Consider the following 23,461-nt stretch of genomic DNA (forward strand, 5'->3'; position numbering starts at 1 on the left):
GCTCTAGGCATGAGCCCTCTGGCCGGCTACTCTCCCGCGCATGAAGCTCACCTCCGCCCGCGCGCTTGCCGCCCTCGCCCTGCCCGCAGCCATTTTGTTGAGCAGCTGCGCGACGCCGGAAAGTCGCATTCGCGCAGGGCTCGTGCGCGCTGGCCTCAGCGAGCCGATGGCCGGCTGCATGGCGCGCACCCTCACGGATCGCCTGAGCAATGCGCAGCTTCGCCGGATCGCGACGCTGACCGACGGACGCGGCATCGACCCCAACCGGACGACGGTGAGCGAAATGGTTCGCCACCTTAGCACGCTAGGCGATCCAGAAATTCTGCGGGCGGCTACAGCATCTGCCATTAGCTGCGCGATCTGACGCACAGACCCGACGTCTTCGAGCCAATCCGCCTCGCGAGACCTTGACCGGCGCAGCGCTGGTCTACGCGTAAATATCGTATCCGAGCCGTCGATTTTGCAACTTTGCAAATTACGCGGGCGCCGGCTTGGGCTATGGCGCGGCCAACCTCTTCTCAGGCTCAGGATACTGCACCCATGAACATCCATGAATATCAGGCCAAGGAACTGCTCGCGAAATTCGGCGCCCCTGTCCCCGCCGGCCATGCCGCGCTGACTGTGGCGGAAGCCGTCGAGGCCGCCAAGTCGCTCCCCGGCCCGCTCTATGTGGTGAAGGCGCAGATCCATGCGGGCGGGCGCGGCAAGGGCAAGTTCAAGGAGCTCGGTCCGGATGCTAAGGGTGGCGTGCGGCTGGCCAAGACGATCGAGGAAGTCGAGGCGCATGCCAAGGACATGCTCGGCAACACGCTGGTGACGATCCAGACCGGTGAGGCCGGCAAGCAGGTCAACCGCCTGTACATCACCGATGGCGTCGACATCGAAAAGGAATTCTACCTCGCCCTCCTCGTGGACCGCGCGAGCGGCCGCATCGCAATGGTCGCTTCGACCGAGGGCGGCATGGACATCGAGGAAGTGGCGCACTCCACGCCCGAGAAGATCCACACGATCACCATCGACCCGGCGACCGGCTTCATGCCGCATCATGGCCGCCGCGTGGCTGCCGCGCTGGAGCTTTCCGGTGATCTCGCCAAGCAGGCCAGCAAGGTCGCCGGCGCGCTCTACAAGGCGTTCCTCGGCACCGATGCCAGCCAGATCGAGATCAACCCGCTCGCCATCGCCGGCGGCAAGATCCAGGTGCTCGATGCCAAGGTCGGCTTCGACGGCAATGCCCTGTTCCGCCACCCGGACCTGATGGAATTGCGCGACGAGACCGAGGAAGACCCCGCCGAGCTGGAAGCGAGCAAGTACGACCTCGCCTACATCAAGCTGGATGGCGACATCGGCTGCATGGTCAACGGCGCGGGCCTTGCCATGGCGACGATGGATATCATCAAGCTCAATGGCATGTTCCCGGCCAACTTCCTCGATGTGGGCGGCGGCGCCTCCAAGGAGAAGGTGACAGCGGCGTTCAAGATCATTCTGAGCGACCCGGCGGTGAAAGGCATTCTGGTCAACATCTTCGGCGGCATCATGCGCTGCGATATCATTGCCGAGGGCATCGTCGCGGCGGCCAAGGAAGTGAACCTCTCGGTTCCGCTGGTCGTGCGGCTTGAGGGCACCAACGTAGCGCAGGGCAAGGAAATCCTCGCCAATTCCGGCCTCGCCATCGTGCCGGCCGACGATCTGGGCGATGCTGCCAAGAAGATCGTGGCCGAGGTGAAGGCGCTGGCCTGATGCAGGGCGCGGCAGAGGGCGGTTGCCGCTGTGGCAAGCTGCGCTTCCGGGTGACCGGAGCGCCGCTGTTCACGGCGGCCTGCCACTGCCGCGGCTGCCAGCTGATGACGGCGAGCGCTTTCTCGCTGAGTAGCTGCTATCTCTCCACCGGTTTCGAGGTAATCGCCGGGGAGCCGGTGATCGGTGGATTGCACGGGGCAACCCGGCATTTCTTCTGCGACCATTGCCGGAGCTGGGTGTTCACGCGACCTGAAGGCATGGACGAGATCGTCAACGTGCGCACGACCTTGCTCGACGCGCCGTCGACGGACCCGCCCTTTCTCGAAACCTACACCTCGGAAGCGCTACCCTGGGCGATCACGAAAGCCAGACACAGCTTCGAGACCTTCCCGCCCATGGAGCAGTTCCAACCCCTCATGGCGGAATTCGCCAGTCTCGCGCACGGTTGACGTTAACGTGAACGTCAACTAACATTTGAATGTCTTAAGGAGAGCGCAGATGAAAATCCTCGTCCCCGTAAAACGGGTGCTCGATTACAATCTCAAGCCGCGCGTGAAGGCGGACGGGTCCGGTGTGGACCTCGCCAACGTCAAGCTGAGCATGAACCCCTTCGACGAGATTGCCGTCGAGGAAGCCATTCGCCTGAAGGAAAAGGGCGTCGCGACCGAGATCGTCGCGGTCTCCATCGGCGAGGCGAAGTCGCAGGAGACGCTGCGCACGGCACTGGCCATGGGCGCGGACCGCGCGATCCTGATCACGCATGAGGGCGTGGCCGAGCCGCTGGCGGTGGCCAAGCTCCTGAACGCGATTGTCGATGAGGAGCAGCCGGGGCTGGTGATTCTCGGCAAGCAGGCAATCGACGATGACAGCAACCAGACCGGCCAGATGCTCGCCGCGCTGCTCGGCTGGGCGCAGGGCACCTTCGCCAGCAAGGTCGAGGTCTCGGGCGATACGGCGAACGTGACGCGCGAAGTGGACGGCGGGCTGGAAACGGTGGCGCTCAAGCTGCCGGCCATCGTGACCACCGACCTGCGCTTGAACGAGCCGCGCTATGCCTCGCTGCCCAACATCATGAAGGCCAAGTCCAAGCCGCTCGCGCAGAAGACGCCGGCCGACTACGGTGTGGACATGACGCCGCGGCTGACGACGCTGACGGTGACCGAACCGGCCAAGCGGCAGGCGGGCGTGAAGGTGAACAGCGTGGATGAGCTGGTCGAGAAGCTGAAGGTGCTTGGGGTCGCCTGAGCGACCGATCACTTTTCCGTTCGTGTCGAGCGAAGTCGAGACACGCCACGCACAACGCTTCTCGACTTCGCTCGAAGCGAACGGGATGCGGATGAAGGGACAGGATAATGAAGACACTGGTTCTGGTCGAGCATGACAATGCCACCCTCAAGGATGCGACCCTGCCGGTCGTGACCGCCGCCGCCCAGCTTGGCGAGGTCCATCTGCTCGTCGCGGGCAAGGGCTGCGCCGGGGTGGCGGAGCAGGCCGCCAAGATTGCTGGCGTCGCCAAGGTGCATCTCGCCGATGATGCGGCGCTGGAGCACCATCTCCCCGAGAATGTCGCACCGTTGATCGTGGACCTCATGGGGCATCATGACGCCTTCCTCGCCCCGGCCACGACGACCGGCAAGAACATCGCGCCGCGCGTCGCCGCCTTGCTCGACGTGATGCAGATTTCGGACATCATCGCGGTGGATGGGCCGGACACGTTCACGCGCCCGATCTATGCCGGCAATGCCATCGCGCAGGTGAAGACGAGTGACGCCAAGCTGGTCATCACCGTGCGCGGCACCGCCTTCGACAAGGCGGCGTCCGAGGGCGGCTCGGCCCCGGTGGAGGCCGTGTCCGGCACCGGCGATGCTGGCACCGCGCGCTTCGTGTCCGCCGAGGTTGCGGCCTCGGAGCGGCCCGAGCTGACCAGCGCCAAGGTGATCGTTTCGGGCGGTCGTGGCGTGGGCAGCGGCGAAAATTACAAGGCGCTCATCGAGCCGCTGGCCGACAAGCTCGGCGCCGCCGTCGGCGCCTCGCGGGCGGCGGTGGACGCGGGCTTCGTGCCCAATGATTATCAGGTCGGCCAGACGGGCAAGATCGTGGCGCCGGACGTCTACATCGCCGTCGGCATTTCCGGCGCCATCCAGCACCTTGCCGGCATGAAAGACTCCAAGACAATCATCGCCATCAACAAGGACGAGGATGCGCCGATCTTCCAAGTGGCCGACGTCGGACTGGTGGGCGACCTGTTCCAGATCGTGCCGGAGTTGACGAGCAAGCTCTGAGGCGCGGATTGCATTCGGCGGAATGCGGGCGTCATTGGATGCGCCCGGATTCTGCGGAGCCAAGTCCGGCTGCAATAAACGTTCGTGACGCGGGCGCTCGGGACGTCCCCGGACTTTACTTGGCTTGAAGAACGGAAATTTAGACATCCGTGAGCCCGCGGGGCGCTACGGTAGCCACTCCAATTGCCGACCTGCCCAGCGCGCCTTGGCGCAGTTGAATAAGGGAACAGCGGATCACTGCTCGCGCTACCCTGAGGATGGCGGTCGCGCTTTTAGCTCCGGATAAGGCAGCACGCTGCCGAGCGTGCAATCCCTCCCACCCCCAGGGAGAGGGAAACGCCCGAGGCGAAATTTCTTGCGTTAGCGGATAGATATCGGCTCCGCCTCCTTGAGGCTGCGCCGCGAAGCAAATCCCGCCCCCCCCTTACGCCCCGGCCCCTGCCAGCCCCTCTTCCAGCGCCGTCAACAGATCGTAATGCGTCAGGTCGTAGTGCAGCGGCGTGACCGACACATAACCCTCCGCCACCGCCGCGAGGTCGCTTGCTTCCGGCGCTGAGTCGCTGTGGTGCAGGCCGAACCAGAAATAATCATAACCGCGCGGATCGGTGCCTGGCACGATGCGGGTGCGGTCGATGTCGTAGAAGCCCTGGCGCGCGACCTTGATGCCCTTGATCGCGCTGGCGGGCAGGGCCGGGAAGTTCACGTTAATGAGCGTGCGCTCCAGCGCATCCTGCTTGAGCAGCGCGCGCACCACCCGCTCGCCCCAGGCCTCGGCCGCCTCAAACGGGATGCTGTCGCCCAGCCCCTCGCGCGAGTAGACCTGGCTCAGCGCGATCGAGCGCACGCCGGAGATCGCGCCTTCCATCGCCGCCGAGACGGTGCCGGAATAGGTCACGTCCTCGCCCAGATTGGCGCCGCGATTGACGCCGGAGAGCAGCAGGTCGGGCTTCTGGTCCTTCATCAGATGCCCTACCGCCATCATCACCGCATCGGTGGGTGTGCCGGAGACGCTGTAATGCTTCTCACCATGCTGGCGCAGGCGCAGCGGGCGGGAGAGTGTCAGGCTGTGCCCGGCGCCCGATTGCTCCTCCATCGGCGCGACGATCCAGATGTCGTCGGAAAAGCAGCGGGCGATCTTCTCCAGCACCTTGAGGCCGGGCGCGTTCACGCCATCGTCATTGGTAAGCAGGATGCGCATCAGGCGGGCGCCAGCTTCGTGAGGCCACCGGTATAGGGTAGCAACGCCTCGGGCACGGTCACGCTGCCGTCGGCGTTCTGGTAATTCTCCAGCACCGCCACCAGTGTCCGCCCTACGGCGAGACCCGATCCGTTGAGCGTGTGCAGGAAGCGCGTGCCCTTCTCACCCTCATGCCGGTAGCGCGCATTCATGCGCCGCGCCTGGAAGTCGCCGCAGGTCGAGACGGAGCTGATCTCGCGATAGGTCTGCTGGCTCGGCAGCCAGACTTCCAGATCGAAGGTCTTGGTTGCGGAAAAGCCCATGTCTCCCGCGCAGAGGAGCATCCGGCGATAGGGCAGGCCCAGCGCTTCCAAGATGCCCTCGGCGGATTTGAGCATATGCTCATGCTCCGCCGCCGCCTGATCGGGCGTGCAGATCGCCACCAGCTCGACCTTCTCGAACTGATGCTGACGAATGAACCCACGCGTATCGCGCCCCGCCGATCCCGCCTCCGAGCGGAAGCAGGGCGTGAGCGCCGTGAACCGCATCGGCAGCGCGGCCTCGGTCAAAATCTGCTCGCGCACGAGGTTGGTTAGGCTCACCTCGGCGGTCGGGATCAGCCAGTGGCCGGTGGTGGTGCGGAAGAGGTCTTCGGCGAACTTGGGCAACTGCCCGGTGCCGAACACCGCCTCATCGCGTACCAGCAGCGGCGGATTGACCTCGGTATAGCCATTGGCCTCCGTCTGCCGGTCGAGCATGAACTGCGCCAGCCCCCGGTGGAGCCGCGCCATCTGCCCCCGCAGCGCCGCAAAGCGCGCGCCGGACATGGCAGCCGCGCCCTCGAAATCGAGGCCGAGCGCGGGACCGAAATCGGCATGGTCCTGCGGCGTAAAGTCGAAGCTGCGCGGCGTGCCCCAGCGATGCACTTCCACATTGCCAGTCTCGTCGATGCCATCGGGTACATCGGCGGCGGGGAGATTGGGGATGGCGGCAAGACGGCTCTGCACAGCCTCCGCCAGCGCCTTCTCCTGCGCCTCCAGCTCGGGCAGGCTGGTCTTGAGTGTCGCGACCTCCGCCTTCAGCGCCTCGGCTGTCTCCTTGTCGCCCTTCGCCATCGCCTGGCCGATGGCCTTGCTGGCCTCGTTGCGGCGCGCGAGGCCTTCCTGCACCTGCGTGGCGACGGCGCGCCAGCGCGTGTCCTCGTCGCCGATGGAGGCGGCGACCGGCTCCATACCACGGCGGGCGAGGGCGGCGTCGAAGGCGGCGGGATTGTCCCGAATGGCTTTGATATCATGCATGGCGCACCGCCTATGCCCCGCGCGCCATGGCCGATCAAGCGGCCAGCGATCTCCCAGTGGTGGGGACGCGACCGGCACCGCCGCCCAAGCCTGGCGAGGGCAGCGGTAATCGGCTCGTTCGGCCGCCGATTCACGGCGGATTCGGCCGTTGTTCAGTCATCGTTCAATGCGCGGGAAACAGTGCTTGTTTCACTCTCGGCTGCGCTCTATAGGCGCCGCGAGAGCGCCGGAAATCGGCGACTTGATCGACGCGGAGAAGTGAATGGCCTCGCTTGCAGATTCGTCGGATAAAAACGGCTCGAAAGGCTCGGGGATCGATCTTCCCGAGGGCTATCGGCCTTCCGCAGACGAAGAGTTTATGGGGCCGCTGCAGCTGGAATATTTCCGCCGCAGGTTGCTCGATTGGAAAAAGCAAATTCTCGCCGAGGCAGAGGGCACGCTCGCCACGCTGCAGAGCGAACCGCTGCGCGAGCCCGATCTCAACGATCGCGCCTCCAGCGAGACCGACTGGTCTATCGAACTGCGGACTCGCGATCGGCAGCGCAAGCTCATCTCGAAGATCGACGCCGCGTTGCGCCGCATCGACGATGGCGAGTATGGCTATTGCGAAGTGACCGGTGAGCCCATCTCGCTCGGTCGCCTCGAAGCCCGCCCCATCGCGACAATGACCGTCGAGGCGCAGGAGCGCCACGAACGGCAGGAAAAAGTCTCCCGCGACGATTGATCACACGACTGGCAGCTCTCCTCCCGATAGCTTGCATATCTGCGCGTGCGCGCCGCCGATGAGCGGCGTTCTGGCCGCTTGCCTTCCTGACTGATCAACTAGCGTGGATTGCGCGTGCGCGGTTCAGTGCTTGCGGGCTTGCTGTTCTCTCGCGAGGCTGTCAACGGTGCCGGGCTGCCGCCTTCGCTCGGGGAGGCATCCTTGTGCCCTAACCCGCGCGCTCACACCCGCCTACGGCAGTCAGCCCGCAATGACAGCAGGAGTCTGCTGCATCTATAATCGCGCCAATGTCCAGAAACGAAAAAGCGGAGGAGAGCTGCTTCTAAGCGCTCGATCCTCCGCTTTGTCCCGTCGCCCGTGCCGGTCTTCCCGGCGGCTCCCTCTCCGAAGTAATCTTGTAAGAGCGATGGAGACGGGCCTGCCTAATGCAGTTTTATACAAAAAAAAAGGGCCGACCTCGTGAGAGATCGGCCCCTTGAGTCTTAGGAGAGGATGCCTGAAAGGCAGTTTCTAAATAGCACATCCGTTTTTTGCTGCAAGTGCGAAAAACGAAACTCGCTGATGCAAAAATGTAATTTAGATATACGCCTTTGATTTAAAAGAGAAAAAATTTTCTCGGGAGGGGAAACCTTCTTCATCTCTCTCACCGCTGGGTTTTATCTCGCGCCCGCGAGAGGTGACGGAATCAACCAGGGATCGCCTCAAAGAAGCGAAAAAAATTCAAAGAAACCCGCCATTTTCTGATCATGGATGAGGGCGCCTTGCTCCTAGCTGAACATTGCAATCGAATGCAATGTCGCCCGTATTCGCGAATCACCTGCCCGCTTCGACGATCAGATGTCGCCGCTGAAGGTGTCGCACTGGGCAGGGTCGCCGGAGTCGTAGCCCCGACGCAGCCAAGCCACCCGCTGGGCGCTGGTGCCGTGGGTGAAGCTGTCCGGCACCGGCCGACGCCCGGCGTCCTTTTGGAGCGTGTCATCGCCGATCGCTGCGGCAGCGCGCAGGCCTTCCTCAAGGTCGCCGGTTTCCATCAGACCGGTACGGCGTCCCCACACCCCTGCGTAGCAATCGGCCTGCAGCTCGATGCGGACCTGCAGCGCATTGGCTTGTGCTTCGCCCAGCTGCTGCTGCCTTTTGTTCACATCATCCAGCCGGCCCTCCAGATGCTGGACATGATGCGCGACTTCATGGGCGATCACGTAAGCCTGCGCGAAGTCGCCGGGCGCGCCGAATCGCTGCTGCAGTTCACGGAAAAAATCCGTGTCGAGGTAAATCTTCTCGTCGAGCGGGCAGTAAAACGGTCCCATTGCCGATTGCGCCGCCCCGCAGCCAGATTTTCCGTTTTGGGCATAGAATGAGAGCACGGCGGGCTTGTACGTCTGGCCGCTTTGCCGGAAGAGATCGCCCCAGATGCGCTCGGTGGTGTTGAGCACCTTGAGCGAGAAGCTCTGCATCTGTGTCAGCTCTCCCTCCTGACCCGCAGGAGCGCCCTGCTCGGTCGCCGGCTGGGAGGTATCTCCGCCGGTCAGCAGCCCGCCGCCGCTGAAGCTGATGAAGGCAAACACGGCGAGCGCGATTACCACCCCGCCGCAGCCGAAGCGGCTGCCGATCATCGGCAGCAACATGCCGAGCAGATTGCCGCCTCCGCCGCCGAAACCGCCCCCGCCGCCACGCTGGATCTCGTAGTTGCTGCTTTCCCGTTCGTCGTCGAGCCGCATTCTCGTCCTTCCCCAGCGCCTGCCTGTCCAGACCTTGATGATCTGTTGCGGAAATTCTCCGCTGCGACGGTGAAATGCAGCAGCAAGCGGAACTATCCCAACGCCCCGGCAATTCTGTGGGAATCACGACATCCGGTCCCCCGCTCGGCGCTGGTGGACGGCCGGGGAATGGGATATTGCATCGCACCATGGATATGCCGACTCCGCGTCGCCGCGGCGGCCATGCGCCGCTTCCTTTGCCCGATCAGGTCGCGCTGGTCCTCCAGGGCGGAGGCGCGCTGGGGTCTTATCAGGCCGGCGTGATCGAGCGGCTGGCGGCGCTTGGCATCGGGATCGACTGGGTCGCGGGCATCTCCATCGGCGCCGTCAATGCCGCCATCATCGCCGGCAACACGGCCGATCAATGGGTGGCGCGTCTGACCGAGTTCTGGACTCTCGTCAGCAGCGGCCTGCCGAACATCTGCCTGCCCGAGGACGATCATCTGCGCGAGGGCGCGCATCTCGCCGCCGCCGGCGCCGTGCTGCTCGGGGGCGTACCAGGTTTCTTCCGCCCGCATTTCTTGCAGCCCCTATGGGCACCGCCCGGAACGACGGAAGCGATCAGCTATTACGACACGGCGCCCTTGGGCGAGACGCTGGACCGGCTGGTCGACTGGGACCGGGTCAATCACGGTCCCATGCGGTTTTCCATTGGCGCAGTGGATATCGAGAACGGCAATTTCGTCTATTTCGACAATCAGGACCCGCAATGGCGGGGCCGGATCGATGCCCGCCATGTCATGGCTTCCGGTGCCCTGCCGCCGGGACTCCCGCAGGTGGAGATTGACGGCCGCCATTATTGGGATGGGGGCCTGGTCTCCAATACCCCGCTCAGTCATGTCCTCGAGCACCAGTCCGGTGATCTGCTGATCTTCCAGGTCGATCTCTTCCCGGCAGAAGGGCCGCTGCCGCGCGAAATGAGCGATGTCTGGTCGCGGCAAAAGGATATTCAATATTCCAGCCGCACCCGGCAGGTGACGGACCGCTTCCTGCGTACCCGGCGGGAGCATGAGGCCATCCGCGCGCTGCTGGATCGCTTGCCGCAGGACGTCGCCCAAACATCCGAGGCGCGGCGGCTGGCGGGGATGATCGAGGAAGGATCGGTCAACATCATCCATCTCATCCACCGCCTGCGCGCCTGGCAGAGCGGCGCGCGCGATTTCGAGTTTTCGCGCCGCACGATGCTGGATCACTGGGCGCAGGGCGATGCCGCCGTCGCCGCCGTGCTCTCGCACGGGACCCAGCTTATCGCGGAAAACATCGTCAGTGGCCGCAGCGCAACCTTCGACCTCGCGCTGACCGGTCAGATCAAGGAGAAGCAGGCATGAGTTTGAAGGGCAAGACAGCGCTGATCACCGGCTCCACATCGGGCATCGGCCTTGCTTATGCCAAGTCGCTGGCGGCCGAGGGCGTCAACCTCGTCATCAACGGCTTTGGCGATGCCGATGCCATCGAGAAGGAGCGGCTAGCCCTGGAACAGGCGAGCGGCGCGAAGGCGATCTATTCCGGCCATGATCTCACCAAGCCGGAAGAGATCGAGGCGATGATGGCGCAGGCGGCGGAGGCCTTTGGCGGTGTCGATATTCTCATCAACAATGCCGGCACCCAGCATGTCGCGCCGGTGGAGGAATTCCCGCTCGACAAGTGGAGCCTCATCATCAAGCTCAATCTGGAATCCGCCTTCCACACCACTCGGCTTGCCGTGCCCTATATGAAGCAGCGTAAATGGGGCAGGATCATCCAGACCGCCTCCGCGCACAGCCTCGTCGCCTCGCCGTTCAAGTCGGCTTATGTGACGGCCAAGCACGGCCTTGCCGGCTTCACCAAAACGATCGCGCTGGAACTGGCGACCTTCGGCATCACTGCCAATTGCATCTCGCCCGGCTATGTCTGGACCCCGCTGGTCGAGGGCCAGATTCCGGACACGATGAAAGCGCGCAACATGACGCGCGAGCAGGTCATCAACGATGTGCTGCTCGCCGGCCAGCCGACCAAGGAGTTCGTGACGGTAGAACAGGTCGCCGCCATCGCGATGTTCCTCTGTTCGGATCCTGCGAGCAACATCACCGGTGCGAACATCAGCGTGGATGGCGGCTGGACCGCGGCCTGACAACGCGATCAAGCATAACTTCTAATAGCGTAACTTGTGCTCCTGCGCAGGCAAGAGCCTAGGGCGGCGAGGACATCCGGCTGCGCCCTGGGCTCCTGCCTGCGCAGGAGCACTAATCGCAATTTTAGTTGTGATGGGAGAGCGGGAGGCGCCTAACCCCAAACGTCCTTGGCCCCTCCCTGGGGGAGGGAGGGGCCGTCGGGGACTGTGGGAGAGTATCAGCGCCGTGGGAGAGTAACGCTGATGAGGACTGTATAGCCCCCACTTGTCACGAGACTTTGTCGCAATCGACGGAGTTTGTATCAATGTGTCGCAGCCGCGCGGGGCAGGCTCAGTTGCCGCTGCCGCCCAGCACGTTGATCGTGAAGGCCAGCACGCCCAGATTGAAGACAAAGGCGGCAAGGCAGTGGATCGTCGCCACGCGCCGGACCGAGGTGGAGGTGACCGCCACATCCGAGGTCTGGAACGTCATGCCCAGCGTGAAGCTGAAATAGACGAAATCCCAATAGGTCGGCTCCTTGGTGCCGGGAAAGTCGAAGCCGCGCGCATCCGCGCCGCCCTCGTCATCCGGGTCGCTGTCGCTCCGCACGTAGAACATATGGGCATAATGGAGGGCGTAGACCATGTTGGAGAAGATCCACGCCAGTGCCAGGGTCGCGATGACCAGGGCCATGGCCTCGACGCCGGGATCGTGCCTGTTCTCAAGTTCGGAGAAGATTGCGACGAGCACCACCAGCGAGACCGCGCCGGTTATCCCCAGCAGCAAGGTGCGATTGGCATCGTTCCGCGCAGCCGACTGGCGCATCTGATCCGGCCCGGCGCGCGCCAGCAAAGGCCAGACGGACAGCAGAAAGATGCCGGCCGCGACGTCGAATCCCGCCATCATGGCATGACGCCAGCCCAGAACCGGATGCAGCAGCGGCAGGCTGACAAGCAGGATCGCCGCAAAAGCGAGGAAGCGTATGGGCGCAAGGCGCCGTCCAAGGTCAAGAGCCATCGGTGCGACTATAGCGGGCGAAATTGCCTGCCCAACCTTGTTCTTATCTCCCGGCACCGGCCAGGCTGCGTATTTCGCTCCCTCCACGGGAAGGTGGAGCATCTGACGCCCGCCCCCCACCTCGCCTTGCACCCTGCCCTCCCCGCTGGCACAAGGCCGGAGATGTTCCAGCGCGACGATCCCCGCGTGCCGCCGCGCGCCTTTTTGCGACGGCGCTCGTCCCTGCCGGTCTGGGCGGACCTCGCGTGGCGGGTGGGTGCGATCCTGATCCTCGCGACCTTCGTTCTGATGGTTCACTGGTTCGAGCGGGACGGGCTGCGCGACAATCTCGACGGGGAGGTCAGCTTCGGCGATGTCGTCTACTTTACCGCCGTGACCGTCACCACCGTGGGCTATGGCGACATCGTGCCGGTCACGGACCGGACGCGATTGTTTGAGAGCATTTTCGTCACCCCGGCGCGCATCTTCGTCTGGCTGATCTTTCTTGGCACGGCCTATCAGTTCGTTTTCCGCAATGTTTGGCACAGGTGGCGCATGTCGCAGATCCAGAAGTCCCTCACCAACCACATCATCGTCGCCGGCTTCGGCACGAGCGGTTCCGAGGCGGTGCGGGAACTGGTGGCGCGCGGCACCGACCCACGCTGCATCGTCGTCATCGAGCGCAGCGACGAATCACTGGCGCTGGCCGAGGCGGCTGGTTGCAACATCCTGAAAGGGGATGCGACGCGCGACCAGACGTTGATGGACGTACGCGTGCAGGAAGCGCAGGCCATGATCGTCTCGGCCGGACGCGACGACACTTCGATCCTCGTGACGCTGACGGCTCGCCACCTCGCGCCGGATATCCCGCTGAGTGTCGTCGTGAGGGCGCCGGACAATGAGTCGCTCGCCCGCCAGGCCGGTGCGACGACGGTCATCAATCCGGTCAGTTTCGCCGGATTGCTGCTCGCCGGTTCCTGCCAGGGCGCTCATATCGCCGATTATATGGCCGATCTTGCGGCATCGGGCGGGCGCGTGCAGCTGCGCGAGCGCCGCGTCACGCAGGCCGAGGTGGGCGAACCGCTGAGCGCGATCCAGACCGGCCTGGGCGTGCGGCTCTACCGGGCCGGGCGCGCTTATGGTTTCTGGGAGCCAGAGGCCGCGATGCTCTATGCTGGTGACATGATCATCGAGATCATTCCCAACGACGGCGAAACACCGCCCAGCCCCAGCCCGGCGTAACGGCGCAGATGGACCGCGCGGGACGACTCGCCTTTTGCTTGCCGGCGCCCTATATGCGCGCGCAATCATGGCATTGAAAATTCCCGACGCGCCCAAGGTGGGCATGGTCTCGCTCGGCTGCCCCAAGGCGCTGGTCGATTCAGAACGTATCCTCACCAAGCTGAGGAGCGATGGTTACGCCCTGTCCCCAGACTATGATGGCGCGGACGTGGTGCTGGTGAACACCTGCGGCTTCCTCGACAGCGCCAAGGAGGAAAGCCTCGAGGCAATTGGCGAGGCCATTGCCGAGAACGGTCGCGTGATCGTGACCGGCTGCATGGGCAATGAGGCCGAGCTGATCCGCGCCCGCTTCCCGCAGGTGCTGGCGATCACCGGTGCGCATCAATATGAGGATGTGGTCAATGCGGTGCACGACGCCGCGCCGCCCGTCCCCAATGCTTTTGTCGATCTGGTGCCCGAAGGCGGCCTCAAGCTCACCCCGCGCCATTATGGCTATGTGAAGATCAGCGAGGGCTGCAACCACAGCTGCGCCTTCTGCATCATCCCCGACCTGCGCGGAAAGCTCGCCAGCCGGCGGATCGACGCGGTGCTGCGCGAGGCGGAGAAGCTGGTCGCGGCGGGGACGAAGGAACTGCTGATCATCAGCCAGGATACGTCCGCTTACGGCGTGGACGTGCGGCATGAGGAGCGGTTGTGGAAGGGCGAGCCCGTCCGCACCCATATGACCGACCTTGCCCGCGCACTCGGCGGCCTGCGCACGCCGCAGGGCGAGCAGCCCTGGGTGCGGCTGCATTATGTCTATCCCTATCCGCATGTCGACGCGGTCATCCCGCTGATGGCGGAAGGGTTGCTGACGCCCTATCTCGACATCCCCTTCCAGCACGCCGCGCCCAATGTGCTGCGCGCCATGAAGCGTCCCGCCAACGAGGCCAAGGTGCTGGAGCGCCTGCGCGGCTGGCGGGAAATCTGCCCGGATATCGCGATCCGCTCCAGCTTCGTCGTCGGCTTCCCCGGCGAGACGGAAGCGGACTTCCAGTATCTGCTCGACTGGCTGGAGGAAGCGCAGCTCGACCGCGTCGGCGCCTTCCGCTTCGAGCCGGTGGAAGGGGCGCAGGCCAATGCCCTGCCCGACCATGTGCCGGACGAGATCAAGGAAGAGCGCTTCCAGCGGATCATGGACGCCTGCGCGCGGATTTCAGCAGCGAAGCTGGCGGCCAAGATCGGCCGCACGCTGCCTGTGGTTATTGACGAGGTTGGCGAACCGGATGAGGACGGCAGTGTCGGGGCGACCGGCCGCAGCCAGGCTGACGCGCCGGAGATCGACGGGCACGTCTATTTGCGCGATGTCGATCCGGGGCTTGCGGCGGGTGATTTCGTCTCGGTCGAGATTGAGGATGCGGATGAGCACGACCTGTTTGGCGTGCCGATTTCGGTCTGACCAAGCTTTACAGCCTCTCGTCCGTGTCGAGCCCTTCGACTGCCCGCAGGCGGGCGCTCAGGATAAACTTCAGCCGTTAGGCTGAAGTCGAGACACGGGAAGAGCGGTGCTTGTGTGTCTCGACTTCGCGCGACACGAACGGGAGGTGGGGATTGCGGGCCTACTGCGCCGCCGCGAAGGCCCCCTTCCAGGCCGGTTTCACCGCGCCCAGCACTGCCGCATCCACCGGCACTTCGATCTCGTAGATCCCTTCCGCATAGGGCCCGGCCTCATAAGGCATGATCACGAAGTGGAGGCGGTTGAGCGCGCCACCACCTGACGTCGCGGCAATGATCGTCTGCTTGGTCGGATCGACACACTGATCGAATTCGGGGATTGGGCTGCCCTCCCCGCTGCCGACCGGCTCTCCGCGCCGCTTGGTGCGTTCGGCGTTCAGGGCCGTGCAGAAGCGGTCTTTAACGGCGCGGCCTAGCGCAGCGACGTCGAACAAGGCGCCGGCCTCCAGCGCCTTGTTCCCGGCCTTGTCCCAGTAGAGAACCTTGACCAGTGGCATGCCGTGCGCGCCGCCCGTATAGCTATAGCCTTCGCTGCGCAAAACGAGCAGCGCCGGCACGTCGGCTGCCACGGACCAGTCCTCGGTATAGCTATAGCCACGGAAGGGGTAGCCGGCCTCCTTTGCGGAGGCTTCTTCTCCCCGGATGCCGTCCTCCGTTTCCTTGCGCTGCTTCTCCGCGCTCTCCTGCAGCATGGCATTGAGCGGGGCGATGGCCGCCGCCGCGGCGGGCCAGCTGACGCGAAATTCGGATTCGCCCTTGGTGAACGCCACCGACTTGCCCGCCACCGCGTTGGCCTGCATCGCATTGGCGGGCTCTGCGACGTTCACCGCATTCTCGACCGGCACCTGCATATTGTTGGCGACGGTCTCATTGCCGCAGGCGGCCAGCGCGATGCAAAGGCTGAGCAGAGCGGCGGACTTGATGGGGGCCATGGGGCGATCCTTTCACGATTGGGGCGAGCCTAACGGATCAGCCGGCGCTTGCCGAGGCCCCTCGCGCACTCTAACCCTGCATTATGACGGACCCAGCCGATCTTGTGCGCCCGGACACGAGCCAGACCGCCCATCTCATCCATCTCATCGATGCCGCCAGCCATGAGCAATGGCTCGCCGGACGGACTGAGCGGGAACGCGCCGCGCTCGTGGCGCAGAATTACCAGCCAAAGGCCTATGCCCACGCCATCCTGCCCGGGGAAAAACCCGATGCATGGAGCGTGGTGACATATGTCGCCAATGTCGACTCGCTCTCCAGCTGGTGCCTTGCCAAATTGCCGGGCGTGCTGCCGGCTGGAACCTATCGCTTGGCGGATAGGGAGCCAGGTCCGGCGATATTCGGCTGGATGACGGCGCAATATCGCTTCGAGCGCTACAAGGCGAAGCCGGCGGCCAAGGGGCCGTGCGTGCTGCTCAGCAGCCAGCCCGGCGCCATTGACGGTTCGGCCGCGCAGGCCCGCGCGACCGCACTGGTGCGCGATATGGTCAATACGCCGACGGCCGAAATGGGGCCGGACGAGATCGAGGCGCAGGCGCGTGCGGTCGCCGATCGCCATGGCGCGACCATGACCGTGACGCGGGGCGATGCGCTCGAATCGGGCTATCCGATGATCCACGCCGTCGGTCGCGCGGCGGACCGGGCCAATGCGCCACGGCTGATCGAGCTGGTCTGGGGCCGCGAGGAGCATCCCCACGTCGCGCTGGTCGGCAAGGGCATTACCTTCGATACCGGTGGGCTCGATATCAAGCCGGCCTCCGGAATGCGGCTGATGAAGAAGGACATGGGCGGCGCGGCCCATGCGCTGGCCCTGGCGGATCTGGTGATGGGTGCGGGCCTGCCGGTGCGCTTGCACCTGCTACTGCCGGTCGCCGAGAACGCCATCGCAGGCAATGCCTTCCGCCCCGGCGATGTGCTGCGCAGCCGCAAGGGCCTGACCGTGGAGATCGGCAATACCGATGCGGAGGGACGGCTGGTGCTCGGCGACGCGCTGACGCGGGCCGGCGAAGACAAGCCCGAACTCATTATCGACTTCGCCACGCTGACCGGTGCGGCGCGGGTCGCGCTCGGCCCGGACCTGCCTGCCCTGTTCACCAATGACGATGCGCTGGCGGCCACGCTGGCCAGCTGTGGCAGCGACGTGGATGATCCGCTGTGGCGCCTGCCCCTTTGGGCGCCCTACAACGACCTGTTCAAGAGCGACATTGCGGACCTCTCCAACAGCGGCGAAACCCCGTTTGCGGGGGCCTCGACGGCGGCGCTGTTCCTCCAGCGCTTCGTGCCGGACAAGACCCCGTGGGTGCATTTCGACACCTTTGCATGGCGGCCGACCGCCAAACCGGGCCGCCCCAAGGGCGGCGAAGCGCTCGGTTTGCGCGCGACCTTTGCCATGCTGCAAAAGCGCTACGGACAGTCGGGGGATTGAGCGATCCGGGCGTCTGCGCCGGGGGGCCGGGATGCACCGTTGCGGTCGGGTATCCCTTGACCTTTCGGCCTGTTTTGCCGCAGGGGGCGCCGATGAAACAGACCATCGCCGGGACTAGCGTGGCGTCGTCGCCCGAACGCAAGAGCGTGAAGCTGGACGGGACATCCCGCAGCTACGATCCGCGCGTGCGCGCGATCCGGCCCGATCTGGCCGACGTCGCCCTCGCCGATCTGTATTTCGCGCCGCATTATGCCGCGCCGGTGCCGCGCAGCTGCGTGGTGGCCGCCACGATGCTGCGCGCCGCCCCAGACGCTGCCGCGAGCGCCGTGAGCGAGCTGCTCTATGGCGAGAGCTTTCACATGCTCGATGCCCGCGCCGGCTGGGCCTGGGGCTATTGCGGCCATGATCATTATGTCGGCTATGTGCCGCTGGATGCGCTGGGCGAACCTGTCGACTCCAGCCATCTCGCACACGGCATCACGCCGGTGTTCGCAGCGGCCGATATCAAATCCTCGGTGCAGATGCTGCTGCCCGCCGGTGCCAAACTGGCGGGCACGGCGCAGGGCGATTTTCTCGCCATCGATGCCGGGTTCGTTCATCAGCGGCACGTCCGCACTCTCGCGGATGTCGAGAGCGACTGGGTTGCCGTCGCGGAGCGCCATCTGGGCGCGCCCTATATATGGGGTGGCCGGGGCCTTGGGCTCGATTGCTCGGGGCTGGTGCAAACCGCTCTGGCTGCCTGTGGGATAAACGCGCCGCGCGACACCGACCAGCAGGCCGAGGCCGTCGGCGAGGCGCTGGGCGACAATGCGGCGCTCCGACGAGGCGACATCATCTTCTTCCCCGGTCATGTAGGGCTGATGGTGGATGGCGAGCGCCTGATCCATGCCAATGCCCACGCGATGGCCGTGACCATAGAGCCGCTGGACGATGTCGTCGCGCGGCTCCGCGACACGCATGAGCAGCCGGTGACAGGCCGGCGCAGGATTACGACATGACGAAGATTTTCATTGATGGCGCCGCCGGCACCACCGGCATCCAGATCCGGGACCGACTGGAGGGGCGCAGCGAATTCGATCTCATCACGCTGGGCGATGCCGCCCGCAAGGACGATGACGCGCGCGCCGAAGCGATCAACGCCGCCGATATCGTCATCCTCTGCCTGCCGGATGATGCTGCGCGCCAGTCCGTGCAGATGATCGCCAATGATCGCACGCGGGTGATCGACGCCTCGACGGCGCATCGCGTGGCCGATGGCTGGGTGTATGGCATGCCGGAAGTCTCCGGCCATGATGCGGTCGCGAAAGCCCGCTTTGTGAGCAATCCCGGCTGCTATTCGACCGGCTTCATCGCACTGGTGGCGCCGCTGGTGCAGGCCGGCATCATCCCCGCCGAGACGCAGCTCACATGCAACGCCGCCTCCGGCTATTCCGGCGGCGGCAAGGCTATGATCGCCGAATATGAGGGCGCAGAGGTCCCGCCGAGTGCCTTCCGCACCTATGCGCTCGGCCTTGGCCACAAGCATGTACCCGAAATGCAGGCCCGCTGCGGCTTGGCGCATCGCCCGCTGTTCGCGCCTGCTGTCGTGCCGGTCTATTCCGGCATGATCGTGGACGTGCCGCTGCATAGCGATCTGCTGACCAATGGCACGGATGCCCGCGCCATGCGCGCAGCACTGGCCGAGCATTATGCAGGCTCGCCGATCATCAGCGTGGCGGATGGCTATGAGGCTGCGACGCTCCCCATCGAGCTGCTGCGGGACAAGGACATCATGCGCCTGTTCGTCTTTGCGGACGAAAACAGCGCGCAGATCCGACTGGTCGCGGCGCTCGACAATCTCGGCAAGGGCGCGTCCGGTGCGGCCGTGCAGAACCTCAACCTGATGGCGGGCCTGCCGGAGACGACGGGGCTGCGCCTTTAGGCAACGGCCAGCGGATTTCCGCTCCCGTTCGTGTCGAGCGAAGTCGAGACACTTTGCCACTGTGCTTGACGTGTCTCGACTTCAGCTTGCAGCTGAAGTTTATCCTGAGCGCCCGCCTGCGGGCAGTCGAAGGGCTCGACACGAACGGCAGGTGGACTGGGCGCGCCCCTTTGCACCCCGCCACCGGCTTCCTATCTTTGAGGCAACACACCCCTCCTCGAAAGGACGCCCCCTCATGAGCGCGACTGCAACGCTGGCCGGCGGCTGCTTCTGGTGCACAGAAGCGGTCTATCAAAATCTCGCAGGCGTCGAGTCCGTCGAGAGCGGCTATATCGGTGGCAGCAAACCCAACCCGACTTATGAGGAGGTCTGCTCGGGTAGCACGGGCCACGCCGAGGCGATCCGCATCACTTATGATCCGGCCGTGATCGGTTATGGCGATCTGCTCGATATCTTTTTCGCCACGCATGACCCGACGACGCTGAACCGCCAGGGAAATGACATCGGCACCCAATATCGCTCGGCCATCTTCCCTCATGATGCCGAGCAGGAGGCCGAGGCACGCGCTGCCATGGAACGGGCACAGGCGGACTGGCCCAGCCCTATCGTCACGACGATCGAGCCGCTGGCTACCTGGTATCCGGCCGAGGATTATCACCAGCAATATTGGGATCGGGTCGGCGACCGGAACCCTTATTGCATGGCGGTGATCCCACCCAAGCTGCAGAAGCTGCGCAAGGGCTTCGCCGATCGCCTGAGGACCTGAGCAGCAAGCGGCTGCCATTCCGGCGCAGCAGGCTTGCGCGACGGCGGGAAGCCGCTCAGACAGTGCTCCTGTCCCTGATGGACATTGGAGAGGCTGCCATGGTTCGACCTGCCCTGCTGATCGCCGCGAGCGTGCTTGGACCGCTCGCCTTGCAGGGCTGCGTCGCCCGCACTGCCTACAAGGTAGCCAAGGCGCCGGTCGATGCCGGTGCGAAGATGGCTGACTGGGCAACGGTCAGCGGCGATGAAGCGGATCGGGAACGGGGTCGCGAACTCCGGCGCAAGTGCAAGGCGCGCTACGACCCTTATTATTGCGAATGAGGCAGGAGGGCGGGATTAGCCGCCCTCCCCTGCGATTTCCAAAAAACTCAGCTTTCCCAGACGCGGCTGACGGCCACGCGCGCATCCCGCGGAATGTAGCGCGGGCGAGACGGCCTGGGCGCCGGGCGGGAGGCACGAATGGCCGTCGCCGCCATCAACGGCGCACAGAAGAAGCGCAGGGCCAGCGACACGAAGCCGATAAAGCTGAGGAGCGCGACGCCCGTGCCAAGCAGCCCGATGGCAAACAGGCAGAGCACCGCCACGGCGAGCGACGCACATCCTGCGATCGTCTCGGGCCGGGTCGCTGCAAAGGGCGATTCGTCGGCCAGTCCGGCGAACTTGGGCGTGCGCCGCCAGGCGAGCGGGCGATTAGAGAGGCCGGCAATGCCTGCGACCAGCACGACATAGCTGAGCGATGCGCGGGCGATCTCGCCCCACACCATGGCGCCAGTGTCATAGCAGCCGGACAGGCGATAGCGATGCACGAGCCGCACCCACCATGTCGCCGCACCGATGAGCATCAGCAGACCGGCGATGGACGGCACCTTGACCGGCTCCATGGCGCCGATGGCCAGCCCAACGACCATGGCGAGCATGCCGCCTACGCTGACGACGAGCGCAGCCAGCGTCTGCAGCGGCGCGAGGCAGCGCACGACTTCCAGCAATTTTGTCCAGCCTGGCAGCGGCGCGGCGAAGGGCGCCGGCAGGAACAGGCGCCAGTGACGGCGCAGCTGCTGTACCGGACCCGCTGTCCACCGGAAGCGCTGCTTCTTGTAATCGTCGAAGGTTTCCGGGATCAGCCCGCGCCCGAAGGTCTCGCCGAAATACAGGCCCTCATAGCCGACCTTGCGCAGGCGCACGGAGACTTCCGAATCTTCCGTGAGGCACCATTCCGCCCAGCCGCCGGCTTTCACCAGCGCATCCTTGCGCATCAGGCACATCGTACCGATGGTGAAGGCACCGCCATATTCGCTCACGCCGGGGTAATCGACCTTGTTGACCGGCATATATTCCCAATAGCAGGCGCTCAGATAGTCATTGCCCTCATAGTCACGATAGTCGTGCGGCGTCTGGATATAGCCGAGCTTCGGATCGGCGAAGAACGGCAGCAAGCGCGAGAGGAAGTCGTTGCGGGAATAATAATCGGCGTCGATCACGCCGATGATCTGCGCATCTGAGGCGGTCTGCTCGAGCAGGAAATTGAGCGCGCCGGCCTTGGCGCCGGGCAGCGGATCGACGTGGAAAAAACGGAAGCACTCCTTGCCGAGCTTCGCGTTGAGGCGCGCGCAATGGGCTTCCAAGGGCCTCCAAAGAGCTTCGTCCTTCGTATTATTATCGCAGACCAGCACTTCGAAATTATCATAATCCTGCGCCGCGAGACGGTTCATCGTCTCGATCACGATCTCGGGCGGTTCGGCATAGCAGGCCAGGTGCAGCGAGACCTTGAGATGCGCGACTGCGGGATCGGATGAGGGAATCGCCACCGGCAGGCGCCAGCGCTCATGCGTCAGCACCGCTTCGCGCGCCACGCTGGCGATGAGATTGGCGAGGAAGGCGAACAGCGTCAGCCCGAGCGCGGCGAAGGCCAGCACCATCAGCAATGGCGGCAGGCCGGCTTCGAGAATGAACAGCGTGCCCCACAGGCTCGTCATCACGCTGCCAAGCCCGGCGCCAGTCAGCCAGAGGATGCCCGGCATGCTGAAGCGCACGAGATAATAGCGCGCGATTGCGACCAGCGTGATCGCGGCGAGGAAGATGGGGATGACCGAGCCGATCTGCCAGGTCACCAGCGCCGTGGCGAAAAGCGCGCCGAACGAGGCGCCCAAAAACTCGTGCACTTCCTCGGAAACCGGCCGAGAAATACGATGCGGCGCAGAAACGGCACGAAGTGTCAAAAGTGCAGCCGCAAGTGTAAAAAATGCAACGAAGATCAACGAAGAATCGAGATCAACTCTGGATAAGGCGATCAATTATTCAGTCCTCCGTTTACTGCCGACACACCAACTGGATCTGCCGCGTCCGTGCATAACGCATGGATTTGACAATCGAGCCTTCACGAACTCTTCAAAAACCGCAAACCAGCCAGCGGCAAACCGTGCATGAGCCGCCGCTGCCTGCCACATGTGGGAAATTCGCGAGGCTGGCCAGCGGTCGATCGCCCCTGCCCGCCCCGCATATTTTCGACCGACTCACTGCCTAGGCCGACCTCACGCAGCCGCGCGGCGCAGACGATCGTTGATGGCAAGGCCGAGCCCTTCAGACGGGATCGGTGCCACCGAAATGCGCGACGCCGCGCTTTCGTCTGCTTCGTGCAGGGCGGCGAATAGATGCGCGGCGGCTTCGATTAGATCACCGCTCGGGCTGAGGTTGCGCTGGGATGGTCCCGGACCGAAACCAATGTGGAAGCTGCCCGGCGCAGGGTCCGTGCAGTTGAGCATCAAGGGTTTGGATGGCGCATAATGGCTTTCGAGCTGGCCGGGTGCGGTAATCCCTGCACTGGCTGCCGGTGCGCGCACCGGTCGTCCGGTGATCGCTTCGAGGCGCTCCGGGGTCACGGGGCCGGGCCGCAGCAGGATGATCGCATCGTCGAGCGGCTCGACGATGGTCGATTCCACGCCATCGCTGGCTGGCCCGGCATCAAGGATGAACGGGATACGCCCTCCGAGGCTGGCCAGCACATGGCTGGCACGGGTCGGACTGATCGCGCCGGAGCGATTGGCCGAGGGGGCGGCCAGCGGCACGCCCGCCGCGCCGATGAGCGTGCGCATTGCCGGATGCGATGGCAGCCGCACCGCCAGCGTAGGAAGACCCGCGCTGGCAAGCCCGGCGACGGGACTATCGGGACGGCGCGGCAGGACCATCGTCAGCGCGCCGGGCCAGAATGCCTCGGCCAGCGCCTGCGCCATGGCGTTGAACGACACCAGCTGGCGCGCCATCGCGACATCGCTGACATGGACGATCAGGGGATTGAAGGACGGGCGGCCCTTGGCCTCATAGATGCGCGCCACGGCGAGATCGTTGGTCGCATCAGCAGCGAGACCGTAAACCGTCTCGGTGGGCACGGCGACCGGTTCGCCAGCCATGATCAGCGCGGCGGCTTCCGCCAGCCCGGCGCTGTCATAGGCGCGAATACGCGTTTCGAGGGACCGGGTGGCGCGGGACATGTGCGGCCTATAGCCGCGCCGCGCGACACATTGAAGCGGCATGATAGCGTGGCGGCGACAGGGCGGAGACCGGTGCC

General features: G+C 64.7%; 22 protein-coding genes. 15 read left to right on the forward strand and 7 right to left on the reverse strand.

Features of this window, described 5'->3' with window-relative positions; genetic code table 11:
* The first annotated feature begins 40 nt into the window (after positions 1-40).
* The 5 genes from M2342_RS13965 to M2342_RS13985 all read left to right on the forward strand — a co-directional run bounded on the left by M2342_RS13965 (position 41) and on the right by M2342_RS13985 (position 4,019).
* Positions 41-364 (forward strand): hypothetical protein, encoded by a 324-nt coding sequence (locus tag M2342_RS13965; protein WP_264571028.1) that lies wholly within the window; start codon positions 41-43, stop codon positions 362-364.
* A gap of 176 nt (positions 365-540) precedes the next feature.
* Complete coding sequence (gene sucC / locus M2342_RS13970; protein ID WP_181560330.1) at positions 541-1,737, forward strand: ADP-forming succinate--CoA ligase subunit beta; 1,197 nt, start codon at positions 541-543, stop codon at positions 1,735-1,737.
* The gene (locus M2342_RS13975) at positions 1,737-2,186 is read left to right on the forward strand and encodes a GFA family protein (protein WP_264579532.1); all 450 of its coding nucleotides are present in this window, start codon (positions 1,737-1,739) and stop codon (positions 2,184-2,186) included. Before sucC ends, M2342_RS13975 begins: the two co-directional genes overlap by 1 nt.
* 49 nt (positions 2,187-2,235) lie before the next feature.
* Positions 2,236-2,982: an electron transfer flavoprotein subunit beta/FixA family protein gene (locus tag M2342_RS13980; protein ID WP_264579533.1), complete on the forward strand. Its 747-nt coding sequence runs from the start codon at positions 2,236-2,238 to the stop codon at positions 2,980-2,982.
* A gap of 107 nt (positions 2,983-3,089) precedes the next feature.
* Positions 3,090-4,019 (forward strand): electron transfer flavoprotein subunit alpha/FixB family protein, encoded by a 930-nt coding sequence (locus M2342_RS13985; RefSeq protein WP_264579534.1) that lies wholly within the window; start codon positions 3,090-3,092, stop codon positions 4,017-4,019.
* Positions 4,020-4,443: 424 nt separating this feature from the next.
* Here the strand turns inward: M2342_RS13985 and surE are convergent, their stop codons facing one another.
* A complete protein-coding gene (gene surE / locus M2342_RS13990) occupies positions 4,444-5,217 on the reverse strand; it encodes a 5'/3'-nucleotidase SurE (RefSeq protein ID WP_264579535.1) in 774 nt (257 codons plus the stop codon).
* A complete protein-coding gene (gene serS / locus M2342_RS13995; protein WP_264579536.1) occupies positions 5,217-6,494 on the reverse strand; it encodes a serine--tRNA ligase in 1,278 nt (425 codons plus the stop codon). Before serS ends, surE begins: the two co-directional genes overlap by 1 nt.
* Before the next feature lie 262 nt (positions 6,495-6,756).
* Between serS and dksA the strand changes: the two genes are divergently transcribed.
* A complete protein-coding gene (gene dksA, locus M2342_RS14000) occupies positions 6,757-7,218 on the forward strand; it encodes an RNA polymerase-binding protein DksA (RefSeq protein ID WP_181560338.1) in 462 nt (153 codons plus the stop codon).
* Between the two features lie 833 nt (positions 7,219-8,051).
* On the opposite strand, the gene M2342_RS14005 is transcribed toward dksA, so the two are convergent.
* On the reverse strand, positions 8,052-8,936 hold the full coding sequence (locus M2342_RS14005) for a neutral zinc metallopeptidase (protein WP_264579537.1): 885 nt from the start codon (positions 8,934-8,936) through the stop codon (positions 8,052-8,054).
* 188 nt (positions 8,937-9,124) lie between these two features.
* Here M2342_RS14005 and M2342_RS14010 point away from each other — a divergent pair, with 188 nt between their 5' ends.
* Together M2342_RS14010 and M2342_RS14015 are read left to right on the forward strand one after the other, a co-directional pair.
* On the forward strand, positions 9,125-10,303 hold the full coding sequence (locus M2342_RS14010; protein ID WP_264579538.1) for a patatin-like phospholipase family protein: 1,179 nt from the start codon (positions 9,125-9,127) through the stop codon (positions 10,301-10,303).
* Positions 10,300-11,085 carry a 3-hydroxybutyrate dehydrogenase gene (locus M2342_RS14015; protein WP_181560335.1) on the forward strand — a complete coding sequence of 262 codons (786 nt, stop codon included), beginning with the start codon at positions 10,300-10,302 and terminating at the stop codon, positions 11,083-11,085. The genes M2342_RS14010 and M2342_RS14015 overlap by 4 nt, the downstream gene beginning before the upstream one ends.
* Positions 11,086-11,416: 331 nt before the next feature.
* Here the strand turns inward: M2342_RS14015 and M2342_RS14020 are convergent, their stop codons facing one another.
* A complete protein-coding gene (locus M2342_RS14020) occupies positions 11,417-12,082 on the reverse strand; it encodes a DUF1345 domain-containing protein (RefSeq protein ID WP_264579539.1) in 666 nt (221 codons plus the stop codon).
* Between the two features lie 162 nt (positions 12,083-12,244).
* On the opposite strand from M2342_RS14020, the gene M2342_RS14025 reads away from it, so the two are divergent.
* Complete coding sequence (locus M2342_RS14025; protein WP_264573368.1) at positions 12,245-13,303, forward strand: potassium channel family protein; 1,059 nt, start codon at positions 12,245-12,247, stop codon at positions 13,301-13,303.
* A gap of 67 nt (positions 13,304-13,370) precedes the next feature.
* Complete coding sequence (gene rimO, locus M2342_RS14030; RefSeq protein WP_264579540.1) at positions 13,371-14,741, forward strand: 30S ribosomal protein S12 methylthiotransferase RimO; 1,371 nt, start codon at positions 13,371-13,373, stop codon at positions 14,739-14,741.
* Between the two features lie 160 nt (positions 14,742-14,901).
* Here the strand turns inward: rimO and M2342_RS14035 are convergent, their stop codons facing one another.
* On the reverse strand, positions 14,902-15,729 hold the full coding sequence (locus tag M2342_RS14035) for a DUF3298 and DUF4163 domain-containing protein (RefSeq protein ID WP_264579541.1): 828 nt from the start codon (positions 15,727-15,729) through the stop codon (positions 14,902-14,904).
* Positions 15,730-15,812: 83 nt separating this feature from the next.
* Here M2342_RS14035 and M2342_RS14040 point away from each other — a divergent pair, with 83 nt between their 5' ends.
* The 5 genes from M2342_RS14040 to M2342_RS14060 all read left to right on the forward strand — a co-directional run bounded on the left by M2342_RS14040 (position 15,813) and on the right by M2342_RS14060 (position 20,220).
* Positions 15,813-17,213, forward strand: coding sequence for a leucyl aminopeptidase family protein (locus M2342_RS14040; RefSeq protein ID WP_264579542.1), 1,401 nt, complete (start codon positions 15,813-15,815; stop codon positions 17,211-17,213).
* A 92-nt stretch (positions 17,214-17,305) separates the two neighbouring features.
* Positions 17,306-18,211 carry a C40 family peptidase gene (locus tag M2342_RS14045; RefSeq protein WP_264579543.1) on the forward strand — a complete coding sequence of 302 codons (906 nt, stop codon included), beginning with the start codon at positions 17,306-17,308 and terminating at the stop codon, positions 18,209-18,211.
* Complete coding sequence (argC, locus tag M2342_RS14050) at positions 18,208-19,134, forward strand: N-acetyl-gamma-glutamyl-phosphate reductase (protein WP_264579544.1); 927 nt, start codon at positions 18,208-18,210, stop codon at positions 19,132-19,134. The genes M2342_RS14045 and argC overlap by 4 nt, the downstream gene beginning before the upstream one ends.
* 235 nt (positions 19,135-19,369) lie before the next feature.
* Positions 19,370-19,900: a peptide-methionine (S)-S-oxide reductase MsrA gene (gene msrA / locus M2342_RS14055; protein ID WP_264579545.1), complete on the forward strand. Its 531-nt coding sequence runs from the start codon at positions 19,370-19,372 to the stop codon at positions 19,898-19,900.
* A 98-nt stretch (positions 19,901-19,998) separates the two neighbouring features.
* Positions 19,999-20,220, forward strand: coding sequence for a hypothetical protein (locus M2342_RS14060; RefSeq protein WP_181560348.1), 222 nt, complete (start codon positions 19,999-20,001; stop codon positions 20,218-20,220).
* Positions 20,221-20,267: 47 nt separating this feature from the next.
* On the opposite strand, the gene M2342_RS14065 is transcribed toward M2342_RS14060, so the two are convergent.
* Positions 20,268-22,058, reverse strand: a complete 1,791-nt coding sequence (locus M2342_RS14065; RefSeq protein ID WP_264579546.1) for a glycosyltransferase — start codon at positions 22,056-22,058, stop codon at positions 20,268-20,270.
* A 369-nt stretch (positions 22,059-22,427) separates the two neighbouring features.
* The gene (locus tag M2342_RS14070; RefSeq protein WP_264579547.1) at positions 22,428-23,384 is read right to left on the reverse strand and encodes an L-threonylcarbamoyladenylate synthase; all 957 of its coding nucleotides are present in this window, start codon (positions 23,382-23,384) and stop codon (positions 22,428-22,430) included.
* Between the last annotated feature and the right edge of the window lie 77 nt (positions 23,385-23,461).

This window comes from Sphingobium sp. B8D3A (genome assembly GCF_025961995.1).
In the GTDB taxonomy this organism is placed as follows: Bacteria; Pseudomonadota; Alphaproteobacteria; order Sphingomonadales; family Sphingomonadaceae; genus Sphingobium.